The sequence below is a fragment of the Lentibacillus songyuanensis genome, assembly GCF_039548255.1.
Taxonomy (GTDB): Bacteria; Bacillota; Bacilli; order Bacillales; family Amphibacillaceae; genus Lentibacillus_C; species Lentibacillus_C songyuanensis.
Genome location: NZ_JBCLVH010000005.1, coordinates 87,718 through 112,190 on the forward strand (window position 1 = coordinate 87,718; position 24,473 = coordinate 112,190).

The window sequence follows — 24,473 nt, forward strand, 5'->3', positions numbered from 1 at the left end:
CTCCTAGCCATTTGGGTCATTTCCTTTAAAAGGATACCCTAATTTTGAGGTAACGTTCTTGGTTTATAGAACGTTACCTCAAAATCAAGGTCACCAAGCGACAGCTCGGTAAGAAGACAAATAGTGAAAATCCATGAAAAAGCAGGAAATTCTATGCATACCGCGATAAACTACTTTAATCGTCTAAATCCAAACTACCAATCCGTTTCAACCGTTTTTTCGGAGCTAGACTATAAAACGGACTGTGTTAAACTTAATTCACATATGTTCAAATTAATCCGTTTCACTTTGCTGCATGCTAAGAAGGGGGTCCGTTTGTGTCTGGAACCCCTTCCTATATTGATTTATTTATATGAAAAAACAACAAGAAATACTAGAGAGGTGTAAAAATGTTAAAAAGAGTTCTATGGATTGCATTTATATTAACGTTTTCTGTATTTATCACCGGTTGCAGTTCATCTACTAAGGACAAAGAGGCGGCAGATAAGGCCACCATCAAAATTGGCTACAATAACTTCTCAGAAACAATTGCAGAAGTTAATATATGGAAGCTCATTTTAGAGGACCAGGGGTATCAGGTTGAACTTATTCAAACTGAAAAAGGACCATTGTTTACTTCCCTTGCCGAGGGGGATTTAGATGTAAATGTAGAGGTTTGGCTTCCACATACAGACAAGCCCTATGTTGACAAATATCATGACAGCATTGTACAGCATAAGTCATGGTATGAAGATACTACACTCGGTTTAGCAGTCCCTAAATACGTAGATATTGATAGTATTGAAGAATTGAATGAACATAAAGAAGCGTTTCATAATCAAATTATAGGTATCGAACCTGGTTCAAGTATCATGGGCTTGACCGAGGAAGTCATAGATGAATATGATCTTGATTTTAAATTAGTTGAGAGTTCGGATGCTGCTATGTCCGCAGAATTAAAGAAAAGTTATGAAGCTGAGGACCCAATCGTCACTACTCTATGGCAACCTCATTGGGCTTTCGCACGCTGGGATTTGAAGTTCTTGGATGATCCTAAAAATGTGTACGGCGATCCGGATAAAATGTACTGGTTCTCGCGTGAAGGATTTGAAGAGGATTATCCTGAGGTTACAAAATGGTTTGATCAATGGAATATGACACACGAACAACTAAGTGATTTGATGAATGTCATGGAAGAATATGATAAAAACCCTGAAAAAGGCGCCAAAAAATGGATTGATGACAACCAGGATTTGGTAGACAAATGGATAAAATAAAACTTCATTCAGTGGTGGTTTCTGACGCACAGGACGTGCTAGTGAAGGTGAAGGCATAAGAACATGACGGTTTTAACCTGCCCTTCCGCCCCCACTAGTAATAAGTAACAAAGACTATATTCTCAGGCACCTGTTGCAACGCCTTTGTAACTTGCGTCTGGCAGGCCCTAAGAGAAACGTACCTTTGTCATGCAATTAACTCCCATTTGCCTTTTTGATTTCAACCCAAAATCCTTATGTAAGAGTCTTACTCCCGATAAAATAATAACATGGACTGGAATCGAACTACACTAAACAACAGTAACGGAAAACAGGCATCCGATAGTGCTTTTTTGCAACGATCTATTGGATGCCTTGCTTTTTATTTTAAAATCAATTTGTATGATCATATATGAATTAGGAAAGTGCTTTCATACCAGAACTTACCACTCTTTAAATATTCTTGTTATTAAAAATAACAAGAATATTTAAATTTGTACGTTTAAAGCCTAATTTGTGTTATTCTGTTAATTTGAGCATCATCAACATAAGGATAGTCAGACAAACGTTGCGAATAACACTAATTCACCTGCCTATCTGCAATCACTCCCCGGGAAATTTCTAAATAATGTCCATCGGAAACCGACACATTGAATTTCCCGTTAAAGTTCTCATTATTAACGATTTCATTATCCCCGACTGGACCCGTTAATACGGCTACATATCCTTGGCCATAGCTTTCGATCGTGTAATCCCCCGGTTTAAGGTCGTAGCCAATTTTATACATACCAGCTTCCTGATAGTCTTCTTTATTATTCAAAAGTTCGTATATTTCCTTTGCACCGCTTACCTCCAAGTCGTCGAACGCATCAACATGAACGAGCACCCCCTGCGTCGTTAAATTGGCGGCACCATGCACATAGACATACCCAAAACTGGAAAAATTCTCGTTGTCTATGATATTACCTGCACTATCTTCTTCACTGTAATATTCTCCACTGCCATCAAACTTCACAAAAGCATATTCACCTTTTGGAATATCACCTTCCACATAGGAACCGGTATCAAAAGCTTTTTCTTCATCCATTAAAGCGATTAGTTTAGCGAGGATCTTCTCTTGTGGGCTCTCTTCCAAAGAGACATCTTCAACATCTGACTCCGTTACCAAGTCATCCGTATCATCTTCATTCTCACGATCATCCGTTTCTGCCGATTCATCGGTTGCCCCCTCATTCGTGTTCGTTTCCGTTCCTTCCTGCACGATGTCTTCCTCGACCGATTCCGATTTTGCCACTGGTTCCGATTCCACTTCTTCATTACGATCTATGCTCGCTTTTGCAACGACAAGAATGACGACAGCTGTGATTACCCAAATCCAGACATGCTTATACCAAGGTTTCTTCATTTGTATGACCTCCTTTTTGTTAGATCAATCATAACAGGGAGGGTATACAAAAATTGGTATGGTTTTTTTGCATATTCATCATTTATATCCTTTTACACTACAAAACGTTCGAAACTACAACGTATCTATATCTCTTCCCTACCCTACCCTTACTTACCCCTCTACGACACAGCGGAATCCCATGTTTCCGGTTGAACTATCCGGGGTATTCGAACTGCGAGCAGCCACGCGATAACGATTACAGAACGATTTATGGCAAAGATACGAACCGCCGCGTATTACCTTAGCATTTCCATCCAGAGGTCCCTGGGGATTATTACTTCCACCCTTTTTATGGATACTTCGGACAAACCAATCGGAGCACCATTCCCATACATTTCCTGACATATTATAAAAACCGTAACCATTTTCGGGAAAGGAAAGGGCAGGAGCAGTTCCTGCATAACCATCTTCTTCCGTATTTTTCTCAGGAAACCTCCCTTGCCAAATATTACAATAGTATTTTCCATCAGGTGTCAATTCATTGCCCCATGGATAAGTTTGCTGTGATAATCCTCCGCGCGCAGCGTACTCCCATTCAGCTTCCGTTGGCAAACGTTTGCCCGCCCAATGACAGTATGCCATGGCGTCGTTCCAAGAAACATGTACAACTGGATGGTCCATGCGGTCTTCAACACTTGAATCAGGCCCTTCCGGATGATTCCAGTAGGCTCCTTCTACCGCATACCACCAGGGCGTTCCTTGAACCACTTGCTTCACCTGTCGTGCTATTTTGGGAGATAAAAATTGATAAAATACAAACGACCAGCCGAATTGTTCTGCCTCGGTTTTATATTCTGTTGCTTTGACGAACTTGGTAAATTCTGCATTCGTTACGGTACAACGATCCATATAAAACGGATCGACCTTTACTTTTCGAACTGGTCCTTCCCCGTCATCTGGAAATGCTTCCTTTTCATTCGTACCCATCATAAACTGTCCACCGGAAAGGTAAATCATGTTATCCTTAGAAGCTTCATGTCCAAGTTTACATGTATCAATTTTTTCTTTTGAGCCATCTAATAGATGTCTAGTTGGTGAACAACAATTTATTTCATTTCGTTCATGCATTCTAATCACCTGCTTAATAATAAATACAAATTACTTGTTTATGTTTTCAGAAAACAAAAAGAGGATCACTTCTGGCGGAAATCTTTATGCACATGCTCCGTTGCTTGACATATCTATAGTCGCTTCATCATCATCAATATTTGAATTCCTCTATAGCTAAATTTACCCGCACTTTTAACGGTCCCTGCTTTATAACGCCTAAGCCAATAAAACCAGTCAGAATCCCATAATTCCCATCTTGACAATGGCTTGGCTGAATTCCATTGCCTATGAACCCCCTTTAAGAAAAGAAGAGAACGTTTCCGTTACCGTGCTGGCACAATAGTGGCAGAAACATCCTCCTTCATATAATTCAAATTTTAAAAACTCTTATAGTCAAGATACAGGATGAGTTTCCCCTAATGAGAGTATTGCACCATGTTCACGCAACTTTTGTCTAATCGTTTGTACATCAACTTCATCCGGTGTAATGTTTTGCTGTACAGCTAATGCGGCCCCTATTCCGACCCCTTCACCAACCGCCATACAAGTCGCCATGACTCGAGAAGAGCCAAATACCACAGGATCAACGCTGATGCAACGTCCACTAAGCATCAGTCTTTTAACATCTTTTGAAATTGTTGCGCCATATGTGATGCCATAAGGGTCTTTCAGCGATTTAATAATGGTTGAATCACCTGATCCGCTATGAATATCGATTATATATGATCCTAATGCGATTGTATCATCAGGTACTTTCGCTCTTAATGCAGCTTCTTCTCTAATCATTTGTTTCCCTATAAATCTACGCGACTCGCGAACGCCTATAAATGGTGCGATCGATGATAAATAAATATCTTCAAAACCTGGAACATTTTCTTTCAACATTTCAATCAAAGGGATAATTTTCAAGTGAGCATCAATTTCACCTTTACTCAAACTTTCCACATCTGAACCATCGAAATTTAGCACACGAAGGCTATTAATCGCAATGTATCCTTCTTTGGGCAAATTAATATAAATGATAGTATCTCGGTCAATGGGGGACTTTCCTTCTTTTCTCAGTTTCGAGATCGTGTTTCTTAACCCAACAAAAACATGGTTTTCACTAGCACGCAGAAATTCTGCTGTGTATCCGGGGCGTATTTTCATTGAATCACCATGCTTTAATTCTTCCGGGTGATCTTCCAAATAATCCATAAACTTTTCTAATTTAAAGCCACCAACAGTAAACATTAAAGTTCCCGGTTGTATTTCTCTTTTTATTTCTCCCTTTGAATATTGACCCATTTCATATTCAGCACCTGCCAAATAACCGGCATCGCCATCGCCTGTTGCATCGATAAACACATCTGCAAATATCTCAAATTCTTGTCCCTTTCCCTTTACAATCACAGACTTCAATTCATCATTCTCTACATTGGTGTCAATAATTTCGCAATGCAGTAATGGATATACGCCATATTGTTTTACCTTTTCAAAAAGGACAATCCGCATTAAATTCGGATCGATAACAGTTGTTGAATTGTGCAATGGACATTCCCTATGACCGAATGCTCCCCCTAATTCGATCAAGCGATCTACAATTTCTTGGGCTAATCCTTTGGTGACTTGCCGCTCTTGTGCATCCAAAAACCCTAATAAAGGCAACCCCGAAGTCATGTTTCCACCTAAAAAACCTTGCCGATCTACTATAATCGTCTCGGCACCTTCACGAGCAGCAGAAATTGCTGCACCAATACCACCTGATCCACCACCAAGAACAAGGACCTGGGTATTAATTGTTTTTCTTTCTCCACTGTTTTTCATCACTGTAAACCTCCAATTTTTTAATACTTTCACTCGGTTTCCTTTGACCATATTAAGTTAAGGCTTGATTTATTAAGGATATAATTCATTATCGAACTATACCACCTCCTGAGGGTAAGAAAGTCTACTAATTTTTCCAAACCTTTGTTATTCAAGTGGTTAATACATATTAGTGTGCCTGGGTGGAATATGATCCTAGGACTAGTCCTCCCTTTCATCGAATTCCTTTATTCTTCTTCTACCTTATCAAATACTCTGTCAGTTCCATTACCATAGCGGAAACAGGTTATTTTTCCAGTATCTTTATTTACCCTCACAATATCAAACGCTGTATCGTTTACAGTATAAGGTGTGAAGTCTTTTGCCAGACAGCATAACTGTTGTATATAACGAACCCCCCCGCTAATATGATCGCCATCGTTATGAATGTGTCCGGAAAAGCTACCGATCACGCGATTTTTTGGTCTATTTACAAAATCAATGTTTTGTTCTATGTCATAATACCAATAGTCAGGGTCTGTTGGTTCAATGTCCGTTGTATATATTTCATCTGTTCCACTATTTTGAAAAGCAGTTGTGATTTTGCGCATTGTGTCCCCATTGAACATGTTATCGTCCTTATAGACATTATCAAAAATGTAATGTGACATAATCATTACATGATAGTCGTCCGGTGTTGTTTCTAAGGCATCAATATAGTCATTCACTTGTTCTTTGCCATATGCGGATTGATGAAATGGATCATGGTGAAGGTATCCATCATCATTTGTCGTATATGATACATCAAAAGAGTTTAAAAAAATTACTCTAATATTATCATTTTCAAAGTCTCGATAATACATATTGTTACCCCATGTCACTTGGTCATCATTTGTCCGATAAACCATCAGATCATCCTGTAAATCCTTTGGGATAAGGTCTGATAATAAAAATGGGTCATAATGATCACCGTTTTGTTCACGTGCATACACACCGGAATTATCATGATTTCCTAAAACTCCGTAATTTAAGGTGTTGGGGTCTTTAAAAAATCTGCCAATCACATCATTTATATCAGCTAGTTCTTTCGTTGGTTTCTTCCATCCGTCCACCCAATCACCCAGATGTACTTTAAATGATAAATCATACATTCCCGTGACATAATTAGCATGGTCAAATACCTGTCGTGCGATTAAGGACTTCTTGTATTCCGGGCTTTCCCGATCTACATGGGTGTCAGCCAATATCATAAACTCAAATTCACTATTTTGTTTCGGTTGTAATTGCAATCTAGCAATATATTCGCCCAATAAATAATGATATTTGCCTTGGTCGTATTTTTGTATATTCCAGTCTATCCGATTTTTGTGATCTGTTATGCCAAACCAAACGACAGGGCTGATACTATGGGCTAACAAGTAAAAATACCTTCCATTTATGTCTGACTGGTTTTTTAAAAGGAAATACCCACTGTTTGGGTTAATCCCATCCGGCAAACCATCAATAGGTAAAGCGTCCACCTTTCCTCTAGGATGATCGCCGGGTTTTTTGAATATATCGTAATAAAATCCTGGCTCTAAATCACGAATATCGGTTAGTTTTTCTCCTTCTGGCAAGCCCATATCTACACTTAATGATGTTCCTGTTGGAAATGTTAACCTCTTTCCTTGGATTTCTGATTCATCTTCAATTTTTACAGTTTGCACCCAACCTGTAAAAACACCGTCACCATCAATTTCACCTGTGTATGTGACATTTTTTGCATTCATGTGCACTTCATAGTGATAACGCCCAGCCCCGTTAATGTCAATTACAAATATCGTGCACACACCATAATCAATAGGTAGATTTTTTTGCTCTGGATTATACCTCTCACCAGCTTTCTCCTCGTCCGTAGCCAATCCCAAGCGATAGTAGCCTGTCGGTAAGGAAAAAAGGTCTTGGTTTTGGTTCCAAGATTCTTCACCTTCAAGATATAAAGGATGACCGTCTTTATTCATCAAAGGATAAATGTCTTCACTAACATAAAGGCCGCCTTTTTTCCACCCGTTTTCAAAATAATACCAATCCCCGGTTGACTGGACGACAACAATTCCGTTTCTCCCGTTTGGGTATTTCTCATCTAAATCAGACACTTTGTCGACAATATCAACAGGTTTTGCACCCACTGTACCATTCATTAAATGTTCAAACTCCTTTCTTAATGTCGCATTATTTGGTTTTACTTTTTTATACAGGGTCTAGCTTCTCTCCATTTATACAATATATTTCTCCGTGCTTCATTCCCTAATTTTTGCTAAAGAGATCTTCCAAATTTTGCTTCTTGGTTTTTTGAATATTTCTTCTAATATAACTTTATTAAGCTCTCTTAAATTAAATGTCAATTGATAAAACAGGCTATTTACTTTCATTTAAAATATTTTCATCAATTTCGAAGTTTGCACCCATCCAAAAATAAAAGGCATCATTACTTTTTTTCAGTTTACAATACAGCTTACTTGCCAATTCCTTTTTTACCTTCTTATATTCAGCATTATCAATCTCATTTACCAATTCAAAGGGGTCCTTTTTCAAATCATATAATTCACTTATGTCCGCCGGGTTAACAATTAATTTGTATCTTTCGTTCCGAATCATTCTTAATGGATGAGGAAAATGAAGTCCATGAAACTCACAAACAATTTCTTTCCTCCAATCTGGAACGTTTTGTCCTTCTACCAATGGGGCCAGGCTATCCCCTTCATAAGATGTAGGTGCGTACAATCCTGCTAAATCAAGAAAAGTTGCAGTTACATCAATTAAAGACACCAAATGCTTGTCAACAACATTTCCTGGTGCTCCCGGGATTCTTATGATTAGAGGAATATTATAAATGTCCTCGTACATTGCAGGTCCTTTAGAATTCATTTTATGTGCCCCGGTAAATTCACCATGATCCGAACTAAAAAATACCGCTGTTGATTCTTCCAATCCTAAATTCTCCAATTCATCAAGAATCATACCGGTTAAATCATCTATCATTTTTACATAACCTCTGTAAATCGCAATCAGTTTTTTCCATTCATCTAAAGAAAAACTATCAAAAGCCCAATACCTTGAATACATTTCTTGTACTTTCGGCTTATTCAAAAATGACTCGGAAAATGATTCGGGTAGTTTTACGGTATTTGGGTCGTAATAGTTGTAATAATGCTCAGGTACATTATAAGGCAAATGCGGGCCAAACCAATGACATGCCAAATAAAACGGCTGTCCCCCATTCCGATATCCGGATGCGTATTCTCTCAATCTGGTAATAGTTTTGTGTGCAAGAAAATATTCAAAGGTGGCTTCCAATGGTCCATCATACTGACCGGCAATCCCATTAGTAGGCTTTCCATTCGGAAGGGTCCCTCTTATTATTTTGGATAGATTACCTAATTTAAGATTGTGTTCCTTCAAATAAGCTAAGTATTCTAGATGATTTATTGGATTTTCCCAACTTGGATAATGTTCTCCTTCAAAACCAAAATAGGATGGAGACTGTTTTTCGCTCACATGCCATTTACCCTCAAGACCGACCCTATATCCTTCATTTACCAAATGTTTGGAGAAAGCGGTTTGATCATTGCTTATTTCTTCAGGGTAGCCGGTATTATGATCAAAGTTCGTGAGTATTTGGTGAGTATGAGGCATTACTCCTGTAAGCAAGGATGCCCTAGCAGGAGTGCATACCGCATTCGGAGTATATGCATGGGTAAATTTTGTCCCTGACTTTGCCAATCGATCAATGGACGGAGTACTTACATCTTCGTTTCCATAGCAACTTAATGTATCGGTTCGTTGTTGATCTGTAAATAAAAACAACATATTCATTTTTTTCTTCTCATCCATAACAAAATTCTCCTTACATATGCGGATAACCATTAATTTGTAACTAATTAACAATGATTATAAAAAGTGAAACTTCATCACCAGGCCCGAACAGAATCGGACCTTTGTCATGCAGTTGACTCCCACTTACCTTTTTTGGTTTCACCTCAAAGTCTTGAAATGGGAGTCTTACTTCCCGTTAAGAGTGGGATAAATTTTATAATTTCCTGGGCAACGAGAAAGGGTATATTTGCTTTACCCTTTACCACTTTTACTTGCCAACCTTGGCAATACTTCTGTATCTACCTCTGCAAAATAGCAAGCACTAGGGTGTCCACCCTCACGTTCAATAAGCTCCGGTTCCTCTTGCTTGCAAATATCCTTCGCCTTCCAACAGCGTGTATGAAATCGACAACCAAATGGTGGATTTGCAGGAGAAGGAATATCACCTTCTAAGAGAATTTCTTTTCGATTGTCCATAAGCCATGGCTCTGGAACAGGTGCCGCGGACAGCAGTGCTTGCGTATAGGGATGAGAGGGTGACTGGAAAATTTGATTTTTATCACCAGTTTCAACAATCTTCCCCAAATACATCACTGATATTCTGTCGCATATATGACGTACAACCGAAAGATCATGTGAAATAAACAAATACGCCAAACCGAGTTCTTTTTGTAAATCTTGAAGCAAATTTAAAATTTGAGCTTGAACAGACACATCAAGAGCAGAAACTGCTTCATCACAAACAATCAACTTGGGTTTTAACGCAAGAGCTCTAGCAATACATATTCTTTGCCGTTGGCCACCTGAAAATTGATGCGGATAATTGTCTGCACCGTCTGGATTCAACCCAACCATTTTCATTAGGTTTATGACCTCATTATTCCAGTTTTGCCTCTTCACCACATTAGGATGTACCTTCCATGGCTCTTTGATAAGCTCTCTGACTGTCATCCTAGGATTCAATGAAGCATCCGGATCTTGAAAGATTAGCTGGATATCTTCGCGTAATGTTCTCATTTCCCTTTTCGATAATTTTGCCAGATCATGACCGTCAAAATAAATATGTCCGCTTGTTAATTTTTCCAGTCCAACAATGGTTCGGGCGACTGTTGATTTTCCACACCCGGATTCTCCTACCAACCCCAAAGTCTCACCGGGGAATATTTCCAAATTTATCCTCGATACTGCTTGGATCTGCCCAGTTGTTCGTCGCAATAAATCACTCTTAATTGGAAATGAAGTAACTAGATCCTTGACTTTCAATGTTGCATTCGTTTTATTCGTAGCCATCATTCAGAACCCCCCTTGAAAAATGGCAGGCACTTTCCCGACCTGGGATAACCTCTTTTAGTGCTGGATTCTCATGTTTACATATATCCTGGGAAAAAGGACACCTAGGTTGAAACGGGCACCCCTGTGGTGAATTAATAAGATTAGGTGGCGCCCCCTTTATAGGAGTTAAACGAACACTATCCCTGTTAACTGCGGGAATGGAATTCATTAACCCAAGAGTATACGGATGTGAAGGATTTCGTAATACTTCCTCTACCTTACCTTTTTCCACGATGTGCCCTGCGTACATGACAGCTACACTGTCTGCATGGTCTGCTACAACTCCGAGATCATGAGATATAAGAATTAAACCCATATTTTCCTCTTCCTTAAGTTCTTCAAGCAGACGCATAATTTGCGCTTGGACTGTAACATCTAGGGCAGTCGTTGGTTCATCTGCAATAATAACCTTGGGGCTTAGTGCTAAGGCCATTGCAATCATTACACGTTGTTGCATACCACCGGAGAACTGGTGGGGATAGTTGTTAATTCGATTGCTGGCATCTGGGATTTTCACTCTTTCCATTAGTTCAATGACTGCGTTCTTCACCTGCCTTCTGGACAAAGATTTATGATAGCGAATTGCCTCACCAATTTGAAACCCTACAGTAAGCACAGGATTGAGTGCACTTAAAGGATCCTGAAAAATAATAGACATTTGAGTCCCACGCATTTTTCTTCTCACGGATTCCTTTACTTTTAAAAGACTTTGACCCTGAAAATAAATCTCTCCTCCAACGATGTGTCCGGCCGGTTTAGGTAAAAGGCCCATTATGGCCATAGCAGTGGCACTTTTTCCGCTTCCCGACTCCCCAAGTATAGCTAATGATTCAGACTGTTGAAGTTCTAAAGAGACCTCATTGACAGCCCTTACAATCCCAGCACGCGTATGAAATTCTACGGAGAGATCAAACACATTAATCAATGGACCCACATGATTAGACTCCGATGTTTTAAACATGGTCTGTTCGTTAGCCATTAATTTGCCTCCTTCTATCTAAACATACAGTACATTAATTGAAAAAAGTGAATATGGCTCCTCATTATACGGTAAACGAAAAAAACTTATTGTCGGTTTGGTACGGAATATCTGTTGTATAAAACAAACGCAACCACAAGTTGGGCTAAATTTAATTGACCCAATTTCGCAATTTTTAACGTGCCGTATGATACTGCAAGTCAGTTTCTTCATATATGAATGAACGAGGAGCCTCCGATCAATTCCATACACGAGTTTCTACTATTCTATTGATACCTCACTAAGGTCAATAGAGGCTGATGGACTCGTTTTGAATCCTTTTATATTTTCGCGTACACCAAACACTTGATTCAGTTCTACAGGAAAAATCCCAACTGCATCCTCCCAAATAATTTTATTTGCCTTAGCATATAGCTCTTCCCGTTCATCCAAATCAGTTGATTCTTTTGCGCCGTTCAAAATTTTATCCAGTTTTTCATTTTTATAGCCATTACGATTTGCTTCTGATGTGTAAAGACGTCCAAGTGTATAATCTGCATCCCCAGTTTTAACGGCATTCGTTTGTAAATTCATATCCCAATCCAAAGCATTAAGTTTATCAATCCATTCAGCTCTTTCCAAGACAATCGGTTCTACCTTGACACCTATTTCCTCCCAATACGATATCATTGTCTCTGCAAGTTCACGAATTTGTGGCCCTCCACCTTCACTCCACATCATTGAAGTTTCAAACCCATCTGGATAGCCCGCATCAGCCAAGAGTTCTTTTGCAAGTTCTGGATCATAATCATAGGGTTCTTGTTCTGAATACCCAAATGCTGTTGATGGGATAGGTGCCTTTGCTCGTTCTCCGGAATCTCCAAAGAGTTCATTAACTATAGCTTCATTGTCAATTGCATGCCACATCGCTTGTCGAACTTTTGTGTCGTCAAATGGTTTCCTACTGCTGTTAAACCAGTTAAAGTAAAAAACGTAGCTAGGAATACTTTTCACAACAATGTCGGATGACTCTTGTAATTCTGATATTTGATCGTTTGGAATTGTCCAAGCGGCATTTATTTCTCCGGTTTCCAATGATGTCATACGAGATTGGGTTTCTGGAATATTTTTAAATTCCAATTCATGAAGCTTTGGTGCTCCTCCCCAATAATCTTCATAGCCGGATAACTTTAATTCTTGTTCAGGGCTAAAAGATTCCACTTGAAACGGGCCACTACCAATTGGATGTTGAAAAAAATCTTCGTCATCAATTTTATCCGCTGGGGCAATATACAAAAGGGAAAGATTAGAAAGCATCGTGCCTAACGGTTTTGTTGTTTTAATGGTAAGTGTATGTTCATCGGTCGCTTCGACAGAATCCAATGTATTCCATAACACATCCAATGGAGAGTTCCCTTCAAGCAATTTGTCCAATGATGCCTTTACATCTTTAGCCGTCAAAGATGATCCGTCATGAAAAGTGACATCATCTCTTAATTTAAATACCCAAGTGTTCTTATCTGGCTGCTCCCATTCTTTAGCAACGCTTGGTTTAAATTCACCCTCATCAAGCTCAGTCAGAGTATCATATATTTGACTTGCCGCAAGTATTGTCGCCTCTTCGCCTCCACTTGTTCCATAAGGATCTAATGAGTTAATTCCTTCATTATAGGAAACAGTCAGTTTTTGACTTTTCTCATCCGATGAATCTGATGAATTTGATTCATCGGTTATTCCAGCACATCCTTCAGTTAGAATAATGATAAACACAAGGAATAATACACTAATACTACGCATCAAATAATTCTTAGGATAATATTTCATCTATTCTTCCTCACTCCTTTTCGGTTTGTTCGTCATCTTTCTCTCTAACCTCCATTTTAATTTATTTGAAAAACCATTTTACTAATTTTCACTTTTGCTTCTTATTTAAGTGAATTTCATAATTCAAAGGTGACATTAAAATCCCCCCTCACATAGTGAAATATTCCATGAACACAACTGATGATAAAAGAGATTTTTCCAAAATAGATATAACTATTAGATTTATAATCCATGTAACCGTTTTAATCTACAAACGTATCGAATTTATCACGTAACTTATCCCCCAAAAATCCTACGCTTACAACTACTATTGCTAATGCAATACCAGGCATAGTAGAAATCCACCAAGCCGAACTTAGGTAATCACGACCATTAGCTATTATGAGCCCCCATGATGGATGAGCCTGAGTAGTTCCTAACCCTAGAAAACTAAGAGAAGCTTCAGAGATTATTACTAATCCGATTTGAACAGTTGCAATGACAAGTAATGGAGACAGGCATGAAGGTAGTATATACCTTGCGAGTAATCGCACATTCTTCATACCTATTACTCGTGCAGAATCCACAAAATCTTTACTTTTAACAGCAAGTGTCGCACTTCTTGCAACTCTAGCAAAGATTACCCATCGTGTAATCGACAATGTAATAATTATATTTGTAACGCTTGGCCCTAGGACCCCAGCAAAGAGAATAGCTAATATGGTGGAAGGAAAGGATAATTGGATATCTACAATTCTCATAATTATTGTGTCAACTAATCCTCCAAAGAAACCGGAAATCATTCCCGCAACCATACCCACCAGTCCGCCAATTAACACAGTTGCTGCTGCAACTAATAATGATATGCGTGCGCCATACACAATCTGCATGAGTACATCTCGTCCAGCTGAATCCGTTCCAAGCAAAGTTACTACTCCATTATCAAGAGAAGCGCCAGGAGGAAGCAATCGGTCTTCAATATGAGTTTCCATTGGATTAAAGCTGATAACCATCGGGCCAAATATTGCTATTAAAACAAATATGACAGTAGGAATACATAGCAATATGACTTTCCAATCTGCGGAAATCTTATCTATTAGACTGATTTTGTTTATTTTTGTCTGTTCAGATACTATTGTCTTACTACTCATGATTTTTCCTCCACTTTAATGCGCGGATCAATATATCCGTAAAGAATATCTACAATTAAATTAATAAAAACATAGAAAACAACAATTACAGCCACAGACGCTTGCACAATTGAATAATCGCGATAAAGTATTGATTGAAGTAAAAGACTACCTATACCTGGCCAGGCGAATACTGTTTCTATAATTACAGCACTTCCAATAAAATCTCCTAATAATAGACCAATTACTGTTATCACTGGAATAAGGGCGTTACGTAAAACATGGACATAAAAAACAATCCCTTCCCTTAAACCCTTTGATCTTGCAGTTTGAACATACCCTTGACGCATCTCTTCTAAAATCCCGTTTCGAATTAACCTTATTAACATTCCGATAAAAGGAAGACACAAGGTTATTGATGGTAGAATTAAGTGCGCAATTGAACCCGAGCCTGCACTTGGTAGAATGCCTAGGAAGCGAGCAAATATTAAAATCAAGATCAACCCTACCCAAAATTCAGGCAGTGATTGGCCACCTAATGAAAAAGTGGATATAACCTTGTCGATGATACCGTTTGATTTTCTGGCTGCCATGATTCCCAACGGAAAACTGATAATCAGGGCAAATATAATAGCACTGAAAGCTAATGTAATTGTATACGGTAAGCGCTGAAGTACGTTTTCCAGCGCAGATCCACCTAACCGGAATGATTCCCCAAAATTAAAATGAATTACGTCCATAAGATAGTTTCCGTACTGGACCATAAGTGGTTCATTAAGTCCTAAAGTTTCATTCAAATTTTGTATTTGTTCCCTCGTGGCATTACTCCCTAGCATCACTGCGGCTGGGTCTCCCGGAATAACACGAACAATCAGAAAAATGATAGTAATAGCACCAAAGATGGCAAATAATGATTGTATAGTACGTCTAACTAAGTATCCCGCCATTTAAAATCACCGCCTTTCAAAAAACTTAATGTACTGGAAATTTGTTCTTTGTAACTATCAAAAAATGAGTACGAAATAGTAGAACCACTTAAAAGACACCCTATATTTTTTTGCTTTTTATAAACTTCACTTCTAAAAAATTTCATTATAAGAATATCCTCCCAATTCATTTGCTCAAGTATAATTAAGAGAATAAGGGCAGGTATTTCACCAATCAAATCTCAAAACAGTTTTTTTCCAACTTTTATTTTCTATTGTTTCCTCCATTGCTTCTCTGAGATCGTTTACGTTCCGGATAACTTCATGTTGGTTTGGTAAAATTTTTCTTAGTGTACGCTGGTAATCATTGTTTTGAAGCGCTTTCATAAATGTTTGAAAGTCTTTAGCCGTGCTTCGACTAGTGCCATACATCGTTAACCCTTTTTCGAGTACATCTCTTGTATTAAGAGGGACTCGTTCTTCAGATACCCCCATTAAAGTAATTTTACCTTGAGGCTCTATCAAATTGATGGCTTGGTTAATTGCATTTTCACTGAAGTGTCCGCCTGTACATTCAATCACCACTACAACATCTTTCTCTGCCCTAAAATTGTAGTCTTGCACAAGATGTGTCGTTGCAAAATCAAAATGCTCTAACTTCTCTTTTATAGCCCCAAAAACTAAAAGATTATCTTTTGGTATATCATAGACGTGATGTAATGCGGCTGCCGTTAAATACCCAACTGGACCATCTCCAAAGACGGCTACTTTCCCCTCATTTATACAATCGCTCACATGGCTTATAGCATGTAAGGAGACAGAAGTCAGTTCAGTAAGTACAGCGATTTCATTAGGAACATCATCTGGTATTGGTATGACGTTTTCCACTGGAAGAACTAGATGTTCCTGGCCAATCCCATCATAACCACTGCCTAGAAAAACACTGCCTTGAGAATAATTATCCGCCACGTTTCTTTTGTTGAAAGAATCATTAGCGACTTCTATTCTATCTTTCAATCTTCTTTCAGGAATATTAGGGATGATGACAACACGTTGACCTTCCTCAAAAGACTTGTCTTCAGACTCTATCACAAGGCCGATCCCCTCATGAAGTAGAGCCATTGGTAATTTCCTTTCCAAGGCTTCTTTTCTTCGTTGGCCTGTATAATAACGAAGATCCGCATGACATATGCTTGCCATGATTGGCTGTACCACAACCTCATTGTCCTTAACTGTATGTTGAAGTGTGATTTCTTCAAATTCTCCAGGTGCAACTAATTGAAATGCTCTTGAATCGATGATGTTCTTCTCCTTCATATTACAGCTCCTAACCACTGTTCATTTTTGCTTGTTTGTGATTATTATAAGGATAGTTATTCCAAATGTCAACATTTTTCGAATAAAATAATCATTAAAAAGCATTTTATTGTTCATTTATGCTTGAATATTCCCATTTAGTAACATATGATAAAATCAAAGATTATAATAGGGGGAGTAGAAAATGGAGAAATACACGATCGGAATTGATTTTGGCACGGAGTCTGGGCGAGTCATCATAGCAAACGTTAGAAATGGGAATATAAAAGCTTTGTGTGTAATCCCTTACACTCATGGGGTTATTACTCAGATGCTGCCAATCAAGCAACCTATCTCAATCCCACATGATTTTGCCCTTCAACATCCCGGAGATTATCTGGAAGTTCTATATCAAGGCATACCTAAAGCCATCAGCGGCTCTGAAATTTCACCGGATCAGATTATAGGCATAGGCATTGATTTTACATCTTCTACTATGATACCGACCGATCAAAATCTAAAGCCATTATGTTTTTACCCATCTTTGAGAGCCAATCCTCATTCTTGGGCTAAACTTTGGAAGCATCATGGGCCAAAGCATGAAACAAATATATTACACGACAGAGCCATTCAAGTGAAACCTGATTGGTTGAAAAGGTATGGGTTCAATATTTCTAGGGAGTGGCTGATTCCAAAATGTTTTGAAGTCCTCAATCAAGATGAGTTCATCTACAACCAAGCTGACTTATTTTTAGAAGCGGGAGATTGGATTGTTGCTCAACTTACAGGGCAAGTTGTTCGAAGTAATTGTTCACTTGGCTTCAAAGCACTATGGCATGAAACGAAAGGGTTTCCAGAAACTTTTCTTTCTACCATTCATCCTGAACTTGGCCAAATGATTCATACTAAATTACGTGGTAAAATTGGGAAAGTAGGAGAATGCGCAGGGTATTTAACAACAGAAATGGCAACCAAACTTGGACTCCCCGCCGAATTACCGGTTGGCGTTGCTATCGTCGATGCTCATTCCGCTGTTTTGGGAACCGGAGTCGCAGATTCGAATCGGCTTGCCATGGTAATGGGGACATCCACATGCCACATGATGTTGAATGAACAAGAGGTACCGATGCCAGGTATTTCCGGTATTGTAAAAGATGCGATTGTTCCAGGATTTTATGCCTACGAATCTGGACAATCTGCGGTTGGAGACTTATTTGGATGGTACGCAAACCAAGTTCCGTTTTCATTTGCTGATGAAGCAAATAAATTACAGATATCTGTCTTCGATTTGCTCGAAAAAAAAGCACAGCAGAAAAAACCTGGTGAAAGTGGTTTAATTGCTTTGGACTGGCACAACGGGAATCGCTCCATTTTATCTGATTCCGATTTAACCGGATTAATAGTGGGGTTAACTTTAACGTCACAGCCCGAAGATATTTACCGCGCCTATATGGAAGCAACAGCTTTTGGAGCGAAAATAATTGTCAAAAACTATGAAGAAGGCGGAATCCAAATCAACGATATCCTTGCTTGTGGGGGTCTGCCACAAAGAAATGAATGTCTCATGCAAATCTATGCTGATGTTCTCAATCACAGCATCAATGTCTTCTCTACCGAATATGCCCCTGCAATTGGAGCCGCAATGTTGGGTGCAACTGCAGCTGGAAAGTCTTCAGGTGGATTTGACAACGTACATGACGCTGTTAAACAAATGCAGCAACCTGTTCTCAAAACGTATCATCCTATAAAGAAACATGTACAAATATATGAAGAGCTATTTAACATTTACAAACAACTTCACAATCATTTTGGATATGAGAATATAATGAAGAAACTTAAATCGGTATCTACACAAATCCAAACAGCAAATTGAAGAGAGGTTATCAAAAATGCTTCCATTAGAAAGACAAAAGGGATTATTACAGTTTTTAAAACAAAATCATGCTTCGACTGTGTCAGAGCTTGCCTCGCATTTTCAAGTTCACGAGGCAACTATTCGGCGCGATCTCACAACGCTGGAGAAAAAAGGATTAATGAAACGAACTTATGGTGGGGTGATGTTAGAGGAAGAAGTTCATTCTGAGCCCTCCTTTCAAGAAAGAGAGTCGGTACAATATGACGAGAAGATGCGAATCGGAAGGCGTGCAGCAGAGCTTATTGAAAATGGGGATAACATTATCCTTGATTCGGGTACAACGACATTACACATTGCAAAATCCATCTTGGATAAACAAAATCTTACTGTCATCACAAACGACATTAACATTGCGGCAACATTACGCTTTACTAGTTCCATTAAAGTCATCGTCACAGGTGGGGTGCTGTTTCCAGAAAGCTATATGCTTAACGGGATGATTACAGATGAAACATTAAGTACATTAAATATCCAGAAATCATTCATCGCGACGCCAGCACTCCACCATGAAAAGGGATTAACCCATTTTGATGAATATCTCGTTTCTGCTAAGCGTGGGATGATCAGCGCGGCCAAACAAGTCATCGTCGTGGCTGACCATACCAAAATAGGACGAATCTCACTCCATTCCGTGGCCAGCACAGAAAATATTGATGACCTGGTGATTGGCCATGAATTAGAGGAAGCTGATTTAAAAAGGTGGCAAAATACAGGTGTTCACCTCCACCTTGCATAATCCGTCCTAACCCTGAATGCTGGTTATGGAGTTTGATTTTCGTTTGAAGCCAAAACGAACATCAAACTTAAACTTCCGTGCCGCTTTAACGGATTTATTCCAGCCATCATACAGCTTTTTCTGGTGTCTTTCCGCCATGCATGTGTCAAGGATCATTTTATATTCACCAAAATAAAACCATAGGATAAGAAAGGATAGGGTCAGACCTTCAAAATTAGAGTCTGACCCTATCCTACCTATCCAATCCTTCTTACAATCTCCTTCCCAATCTCAATCGAAGCTGTCGCAGCCGGCGAAGGTGCATTACAAACATGCAGACTTTTCTTCCCTTGGATAATCTGGAAATCATCAACAAGCGTCCCATCACTATTTAACGCTTGAGCACGGACGCCAGCTGGTGCAGCAACTAAATCCTCACTTCGAATTTCCGGAATCAATTGCTGCAGACTCTCGACAAACTTTTTCTTGCTAACCGACCGAACCATCTCACCCATGCCAACTTTCATATACTTCCTTGCTAACCGGAGAAATCCTTTGTATCCCAATACCTCCGCCAGATCTTTCACATTAATATCTGTTTTCTTATACCCTTCCCGTTTGAAACCGAGCACTGCATTAGGACCAGCTTCTACTTCACCATTGATCTCCCTTGTGAAATGTACTCCCAAAAATGGAAATTCTGGATTTGGAACGGGATAGATTAAATTTCGAACGAGATGTCTTTTTTCTGGTTTTAATTTAAAATATTCCCCCCGAAAAGAGACGATTTTCATATCAATATGATAACCAGCAAGCTTTGCGATTCGATCACTTTGCAAACCGGCGCAGTTAATTAAAAACTTGGTTTGATAGGTTTGCTTATTCGTTTCTACCGTTACACCATCTGGCAGTTCCGCAATCTGGTTTACTTCTTCACCACAATGAATGTCTCCATCATGGTCTTTAATGATCTCAGCATATTTGTTCGAAACCATTTTATAATCGACAATCCCGGTTGCCGATACAAAGATTGCTTCTACTCCATTGACGTGTGGTTCAACTTCCAATAATTCTTCTTTATTCAGCCTTTTGATGGACAAACCATTTTCCAGACCACGTTGATACAAATTTTCCAATAATGGCCGCTCCTGTTCATTGGTCGCAACAATGACTTTCCCACAATTATCATAAGCAATGTCATGCTTCTGGCAGAACTCAACCATCGATTGACTGCCCTGTTTGGCGAAACGTGCTTTATAGCTTCCGGGTTTATAATAAATCCCGGAATGGATGACCCCACTATTATGTCCTGTTTGATGACTTGCAAGCTCCTGTTCTTTTTCCAGTACCAGGATTTTCTTACCTGGATATTTCTTTGTTAATGCCATACCAACGGACAAACCAACGATTCCTCCGCCAACAATTGTATAATCATACATCATGTTTCCCCCTATACTTTTATTTCACATGCCTCTGCCAATAATTCTACAAGATGGACGACTTGTATGTGATCGGTCAGACCCTCGCGTTCTACTCCAGCCTTCATTTGCAGATGACAGCCTGGATTGGTTGTCACAATAACCTCTGGAGTAACTTTTTTCACATGTTTCATTTTTTCATCCAAAATATCCATCGATGCGTCAAAATTGACGATATTGTATATGCCAGCCGATCCACAGCACATATTTTTGTTCGGTAGCTCTTGATAGTGAATCCCCGGAACTGATTGTAACAACGCAAGTGGCTCGTTTACTCGTTTTTGAACATTACTCATATGGCAGGAAGGCTGATATGTTGCCACTTTCTTGATCTCCTGCTTAAACGGCAATGACAGCTTGCTTAATAGGACACTAATATCCACATTTTTCGCTGCAAATTGCTCTGCCCGCTCTTTCCAATCCGCATCATCCGCAAACAGGGTATCATATTCAACAAGCATCGCCCCACATCCGCCGATACTATTTACAATATAATCAAAGTCATATCGTTCAAATGCCTCAATATTTTCCTTGGCAAGCTTCTTTGTTATCGCCGTTTCCCCACTATGATTTTGCAAAGCACCACAACATGTCTGTTCCTTGATTACGGTAACTTCGCAGCCCGCTTCTTGAAGCAGTTTGATACTTAGCGTATTAATAGATGAAAACATCGCATCCATGATACAGCCTTTGAAAAAACCTATCTTCAAAGCAGGTTTCTGTTTGGGAGAATAATAGGTTGCACGTTGGCGTCTTTTAAAGGGGCCATCCACTTCAGGAGTCACCTTGGCAAATGTTCGCAAATTTTTCGGAAGGATGTTTTCCAACTTTGTAAATTGAGCCAGCTTTTGTAATCCGGATTTTTGATAAACAGCTAAACCAGCACTGCCAGTACTTAAGATCTTGGGACTTGTCAGGGCTTTTTCAAATACAAAATCCTGGAACAATTTCGCCCGTTTAGACATGTTTTTCTTCTTCTCTTCCTGCAACACTTCCTTTGCCGATTCTAATATTTTCCCATATTGCACATTGGTCGGACAGACCACTTCACATGCACGGCACCCTAGACATAAATTGATCGGGCCCTCTAATTCAGAATAGGAAACTTTCCCTTCCGCTGCCATTTTCACTAAATTAATCCGTCCGCGCGGGGAATGGGTTTCTTTTTCCATCGTTACATACGTGGGACAAGCTGGTAAACAATAGCCGCATTGCACACAATCGAACGTTTCTTCATAAGCAAGTGCTCCATTACTCATCGGTTAACACCAGCCTTTGACCGGCTTCAGCGAAAATCTTGCCGGGATTTAATACATTTTTTGGATCCCAACTCGATTTAATCCTCTTCATCATGTCTACTCCAGCCTCACCTAATTCCATTTCCATAAACGGTGCTTTCAACGTTCCAATTCCATGCTCACCTGACAAGGTCCCACCAAGCTCAATGGCTGCTTGGAAAATTTCCTCCACCGCCTGTTCCACTCTGCGCATTTCTTCGTGGTCGCGTTTATCAGCAATGATGTTGGGATGTAAATTACCATCCCCTGCATGTCCAAAGACAACCAGGTCCACCTGATATTTCTCCTTAATTTCATTTAATCGTTGAAACATGAGTGGAATCTTACTGCGTGGCACGGTTGCATCCTCCGAAATCTTTGTCGGTTTATTTCGAACGATGGCTGGTGATACAAGCTTACGTGCTTTCCAAAGTTGATTCGCTTCTTGCTCATCCTGGGCAATTTTTATTTCTCTGGCTCCCTGCTTATCACAAACTTCTTCCACGCTCGTCATTTCATCCGTTATTGCGGCCGGATGCCCATCAAGCTCAATCAACAGTAACGCGCCCACATCGGTAGGGAGTCCTAATGGTTCATACGCTTCAACCGCAACTATAGATGCATTATCCATCACTTCCAGCTTGGCAGGAAGAATACCAGCGCTTAAGATAGTTGAGATTGCTTTTCCAGCATCTACAATATCTTCAAATAAAACCATCATTGTCATGGTTGCTTGTGGTTTAGGCTGGAGTTTAAGGATCGCCTCTGTAATAACACCGAGCGTTCCTTCTGATCCAACAATTAGCTTTGTCAGGTCATAACCTGTCACATTTTTCACGGTTTTTCCACCGGTGCGAATGACTTCCCCTTCAGGTGTAACCACTTCCAAGCCGATCACAAAATCCTTCGTGACCCCATATTTTAATCCCCTTGGTCCACCTGAGTTTTCTGCCAAATTACCTCCAATGGTTGCCACATTTGAACTGCTTGGATCGGGCGGGTAGATAAGCCCTTCCTTCGCCGCGGCCGTGTTAATATGAGCGGTTATCACCCCAGGGGAAACAATGGCCACCATATCTTCTGGATCGATCATTATTTTCTGATCCCACTTCGATAAATCCAAGACAATTCCACCTTTTACTGGCAGCGGGCCACCGCTTAAGCTTGTTCCATGTCCACGAGGATAGACAGGAATCTCATAGTCATTGGCAAGTTTCATGATGTTCGACACTTCCTCTGTTGATTTCACTTGGACCACCACTTCAGGTAAATACGTACCAAACGAGGCATCAAAAGAATAACTATATAAATCTACCTTATCGCTTAAAATCCGCTTTGGCTCTGGAATGATATGACTTAGTAATGTGTGTAATTCCTCTTTTTCCAATTTATTTTTCCCCTTTTCGTTCTTACGGTAAACTCTGTATGTACCGTTGTTTAATACCTTGATGATGCTCCCACATTGCCGTTCGCGCTTGTTCGGGTTCCTTCGTCATGATCGCTGTAAAAATGTTTTCATGTTCGTTTAAGACAGCTTTATTCCATAAATCATCCTTAATGGAATGCTTCCTGCTCGCCTGTAAACCAGAAATAATTTGTTCTGTAATCGAATGCATTACTTCTAGCATGACTGGATTATTAGACGCCTTTACAATCATTTCATGAAACGCATAATCTTCCTTTATGGCAACTTCCGCTTGCTTTTCAGAACAGATTAATTGCTCATAGATGCCTGTTAACTTTTCTTTCTGATCGTCCGTTATCCGGCATGCGGCGTAATAGGCGGCATCCCCTTCAATGGCCTGTCTCAGTTCAATCAAATTGGTAAAGTCCGATTGCTTCTTTCCCAAAATTTTTTCCAGTTTATCGAGCAAGCCACTTTGGGAATCAGCACAGAGAAACATCCCGACCCCCGCACGAACCGTAACAATCCCTGCCGATTCCAACACCGTGATCGCTTCTTTAACAGATGTTCTGGAAACGCGTAAGTTGGTTGCCAATACACGTTCAGAAGGTAATTTCTCCCCCGGCTGAATCTGTCCTTCTTCAATCGCCATCTTTATTTGATCAATAATATATTGATAGACTCGTTTTCCTTTTTCAATCGGTTTGAATTCCATAAACGGTTGATCCTCCCGCTTCTAATCGCTATCTTATTTTACAATCTCGTGGTCTAGTGGACAGTCCAGAAAAGACAGGAAAAAAGAAACAACCAATTATTGTTCCTTTCTCTTTTCCCTTTCTGCCCATCCGATTTCTTTCATTCCACAT

The 24,473-nt window shown here is 39.6% G+C and carries 18 protein-coding genes; 3 read left to right on the forward strand and 15 right to left on the reverse strand.

Annotated features, from left to right (window positions below; genetic code table 11):
• The first annotated feature begins 389 nt into the window (after positions 1-389).
• A complete protein-coding gene (locus WMZ97_RS07205; RefSeq protein WP_343271416.1) occupies positions 390-1,256 on the forward strand; it encodes a glycine betaine ABC transporter substrate-binding protein in 867 nt (288 codons plus the stop codon).
• Positions 1,257-1,815: 559 nt separating this feature from the next.
• Here WMZ97_RS07205 and WMZ97_RS07210 read toward each other — a convergent pair.
• The 11 genes from WMZ97_RS07210 to WMZ97_RS07260 all read right to left on the reverse strand — a co-directional run bounded on the left by WMZ97_RS07210 (position 1,816) and on the right by WMZ97_RS07260 (position 16,838).
• Positions 1,816-2,640 carry a hypothetical protein gene (locus tag WMZ97_RS07210; RefSeq protein WP_343271417.1) on the reverse strand — a complete coding sequence of 275 codons (825 nt, stop codon included), beginning with the start codon at positions 2,638-2,640 and terminating at the stop codon, positions 1,816-1,818.
• Positions 2,641-2,793: 153 nt separating this feature from the next.
• Positions 2,794-3,750 carry a formylglycine-generating enzyme family protein gene (locus tag WMZ97_RS07215; protein ID WP_343271418.1) on the reverse strand — a complete coding sequence of 319 codons (957 nt, stop codon included), beginning with the start codon at positions 3,748-3,750 and terminating at the stop codon, positions 2,794-2,796.
• 375 nt (positions 3,751-4,125) lie between these two features.
• Positions 4,126-5,538 (reverse strand): FAD-dependent oxidoreductase, encoded by a 1,413-nt coding sequence (locus WMZ97_RS07220; RefSeq protein WP_343271512.1) that lies wholly within the window; start codon positions 5,536-5,538, stop codon positions 4,126-4,128.
• A 227-nt stretch (positions 5,539-5,765) separates the two neighbouring features.
• Entirely contained in the window at positions 5,766-7,697 is a 1,932-nt protein-coding gene (locus WMZ97_RS07225; protein WP_343271419.1) for a metallophosphoesterase family protein, read from the reverse strand.
• A 217-nt stretch (positions 7,698-7,914) separates the two neighbouring features.
• Complete coding sequence (locus tag WMZ97_RS07230) at positions 7,915-9,390, reverse strand: sulfatase-like hydrolase/transferase (protein WP_343271420.1); 1,476 nt, start codon at positions 9,388-9,390, stop codon at positions 7,915-7,917.
• 234 nt (positions 9,391-9,624) lie between these two features.
• Positions 9,625-10,665 (reverse strand): ABC transporter ATP-binding protein, encoded by a 1,041-nt coding sequence (locus tag WMZ97_RS07235; RefSeq protein ID WP_343271421.1) that lies wholly within the window; start codon positions 10,663-10,665, stop codon positions 9,625-9,627.
• Positions 10,649-11,683, reverse strand: a complete 1,035-nt coding sequence (locus WMZ97_RS07240) for an ABC transporter ATP-binding protein (protein ID WP_343271422.1) — start codon at positions 11,681-11,683, stop codon at positions 10,649-10,651. The genes WMZ97_RS07235 and WMZ97_RS07240 overlap by 17 nt, the downstream gene beginning before the upstream one ends.
• Before the next feature lie 261 nt (positions 11,684-11,944).
• Positions 11,945-13,486: an ABC transporter substrate-binding protein gene (locus WMZ97_RS07245; protein ID WP_343271423.1), complete on the reverse strand. Its 1,542-nt coding sequence runs from the start codon at positions 13,484-13,486 to the stop codon at positions 11,945-11,947.
• A 242-nt stretch (positions 13,487-13,728) separates the two neighbouring features.
• Positions 13,729-14,616 carry an ABC transporter permease gene (locus WMZ97_RS07250; RefSeq protein WP_343271424.1) on the reverse strand — a complete coding sequence of 296 codons (888 nt, stop codon included), beginning with the start codon at positions 14,614-14,616 and terminating at the stop codon, positions 13,729-13,731.
• The gene (locus WMZ97_RS07255) at positions 14,613-15,542 is read right to left on the reverse strand and encodes an ABC transporter permease (protein WP_343271425.1); all 930 of its coding nucleotides are present in this window, start codon (positions 15,540-15,542) and stop codon (positions 14,613-14,615) included. The genes WMZ97_RS07250 and WMZ97_RS07255 overlap by 4 nt, the downstream gene beginning before the upstream one ends.
• 207 nt (positions 15,543-15,749) lie before the next feature.
• Entirely contained in the window at positions 15,750-16,838 is a 1,089-nt protein-coding gene (locus WMZ97_RS07260) for an alcohol dehydrogenase catalytic domain-containing protein (protein WP_343271426.1), read from the reverse strand.
• A 184-nt stretch (positions 16,839-17,022) separates the two neighbouring features.
• On the opposite strand from WMZ97_RS07260, the gene WMZ97_RS07265 reads away from it, so the two are divergent.
• Both WMZ97_RS07265 and WMZ97_RS07270 read left to right on the forward strand, forming a co-directional pair.
• Positions 17,023-18,690: a ribulokinase gene (locus WMZ97_RS07265; RefSeq protein ID WP_343271427.1), complete on the forward strand. Its 1,668-nt coding sequence runs from the start codon at positions 17,023-17,025 to the stop codon at positions 18,688-18,690.
• Between the two features lie 16 nt (positions 18,691-18,706).
• Entirely contained in the window at positions 18,707-19,468 is a 762-nt protein-coding gene (locus WMZ97_RS07270) for a DeoR/GlpR family DNA-binding transcription regulator (protein WP_343271428.1), read from the forward strand.
• A 236-nt stretch (positions 19,469-19,704) separates the two neighbouring features.
• Here the strand turns inward: WMZ97_RS07270 and lhgO are convergent, their stop codons facing one another.
• The 4 genes from lhgO to WMZ97_RS07290 are packed head-to-tail and all read right to left on the reverse strand — an operon-like array spanning position 19,705 to position 24,322.
• The gene (gene lhgO / locus WMZ97_RS07275; RefSeq protein ID WP_343271513.1) at positions 19,705-20,886 is read right to left on the reverse strand and encodes an L-2-hydroxyglutarate oxidase; all 1,182 of its coding nucleotides are present in this window, start codon (positions 20,884-20,886) and stop codon (positions 19,705-19,707) included.
• An 11-nt stretch (positions 20,887-20,897) separates the two neighbouring features.
• A complete protein-coding gene (locus WMZ97_RS07280; RefSeq protein ID WP_343271429.1) occupies positions 20,898-22,184 on the reverse strand; it encodes a (Fe-S)-binding protein in 1,287 nt (428 codons plus the stop codon).
• On the reverse strand, positions 22,177-23,589 hold the full coding sequence (locus WMZ97_RS07285; RefSeq protein ID WP_343271430.1) for an FAD-binding oxidoreductase: 1,413 nt from the start codon (positions 23,587-23,589) through the stop codon (positions 22,177-22,179). Before WMZ97_RS07285 ends, WMZ97_RS07280 begins: the two co-directional genes overlap by 8 nt.
• 22 nt (positions 23,590-23,611) lie before the next feature.
• Complete coding sequence (locus WMZ97_RS07290) at positions 23,612-24,322, reverse strand: FadR/GntR family transcriptional regulator (RefSeq protein ID WP_343271431.1); 711 nt, start codon at positions 24,320-24,322, stop codon at positions 23,612-23,614.
• Positions 24,323-24,473: the final 151 nt, after the last annotated feature.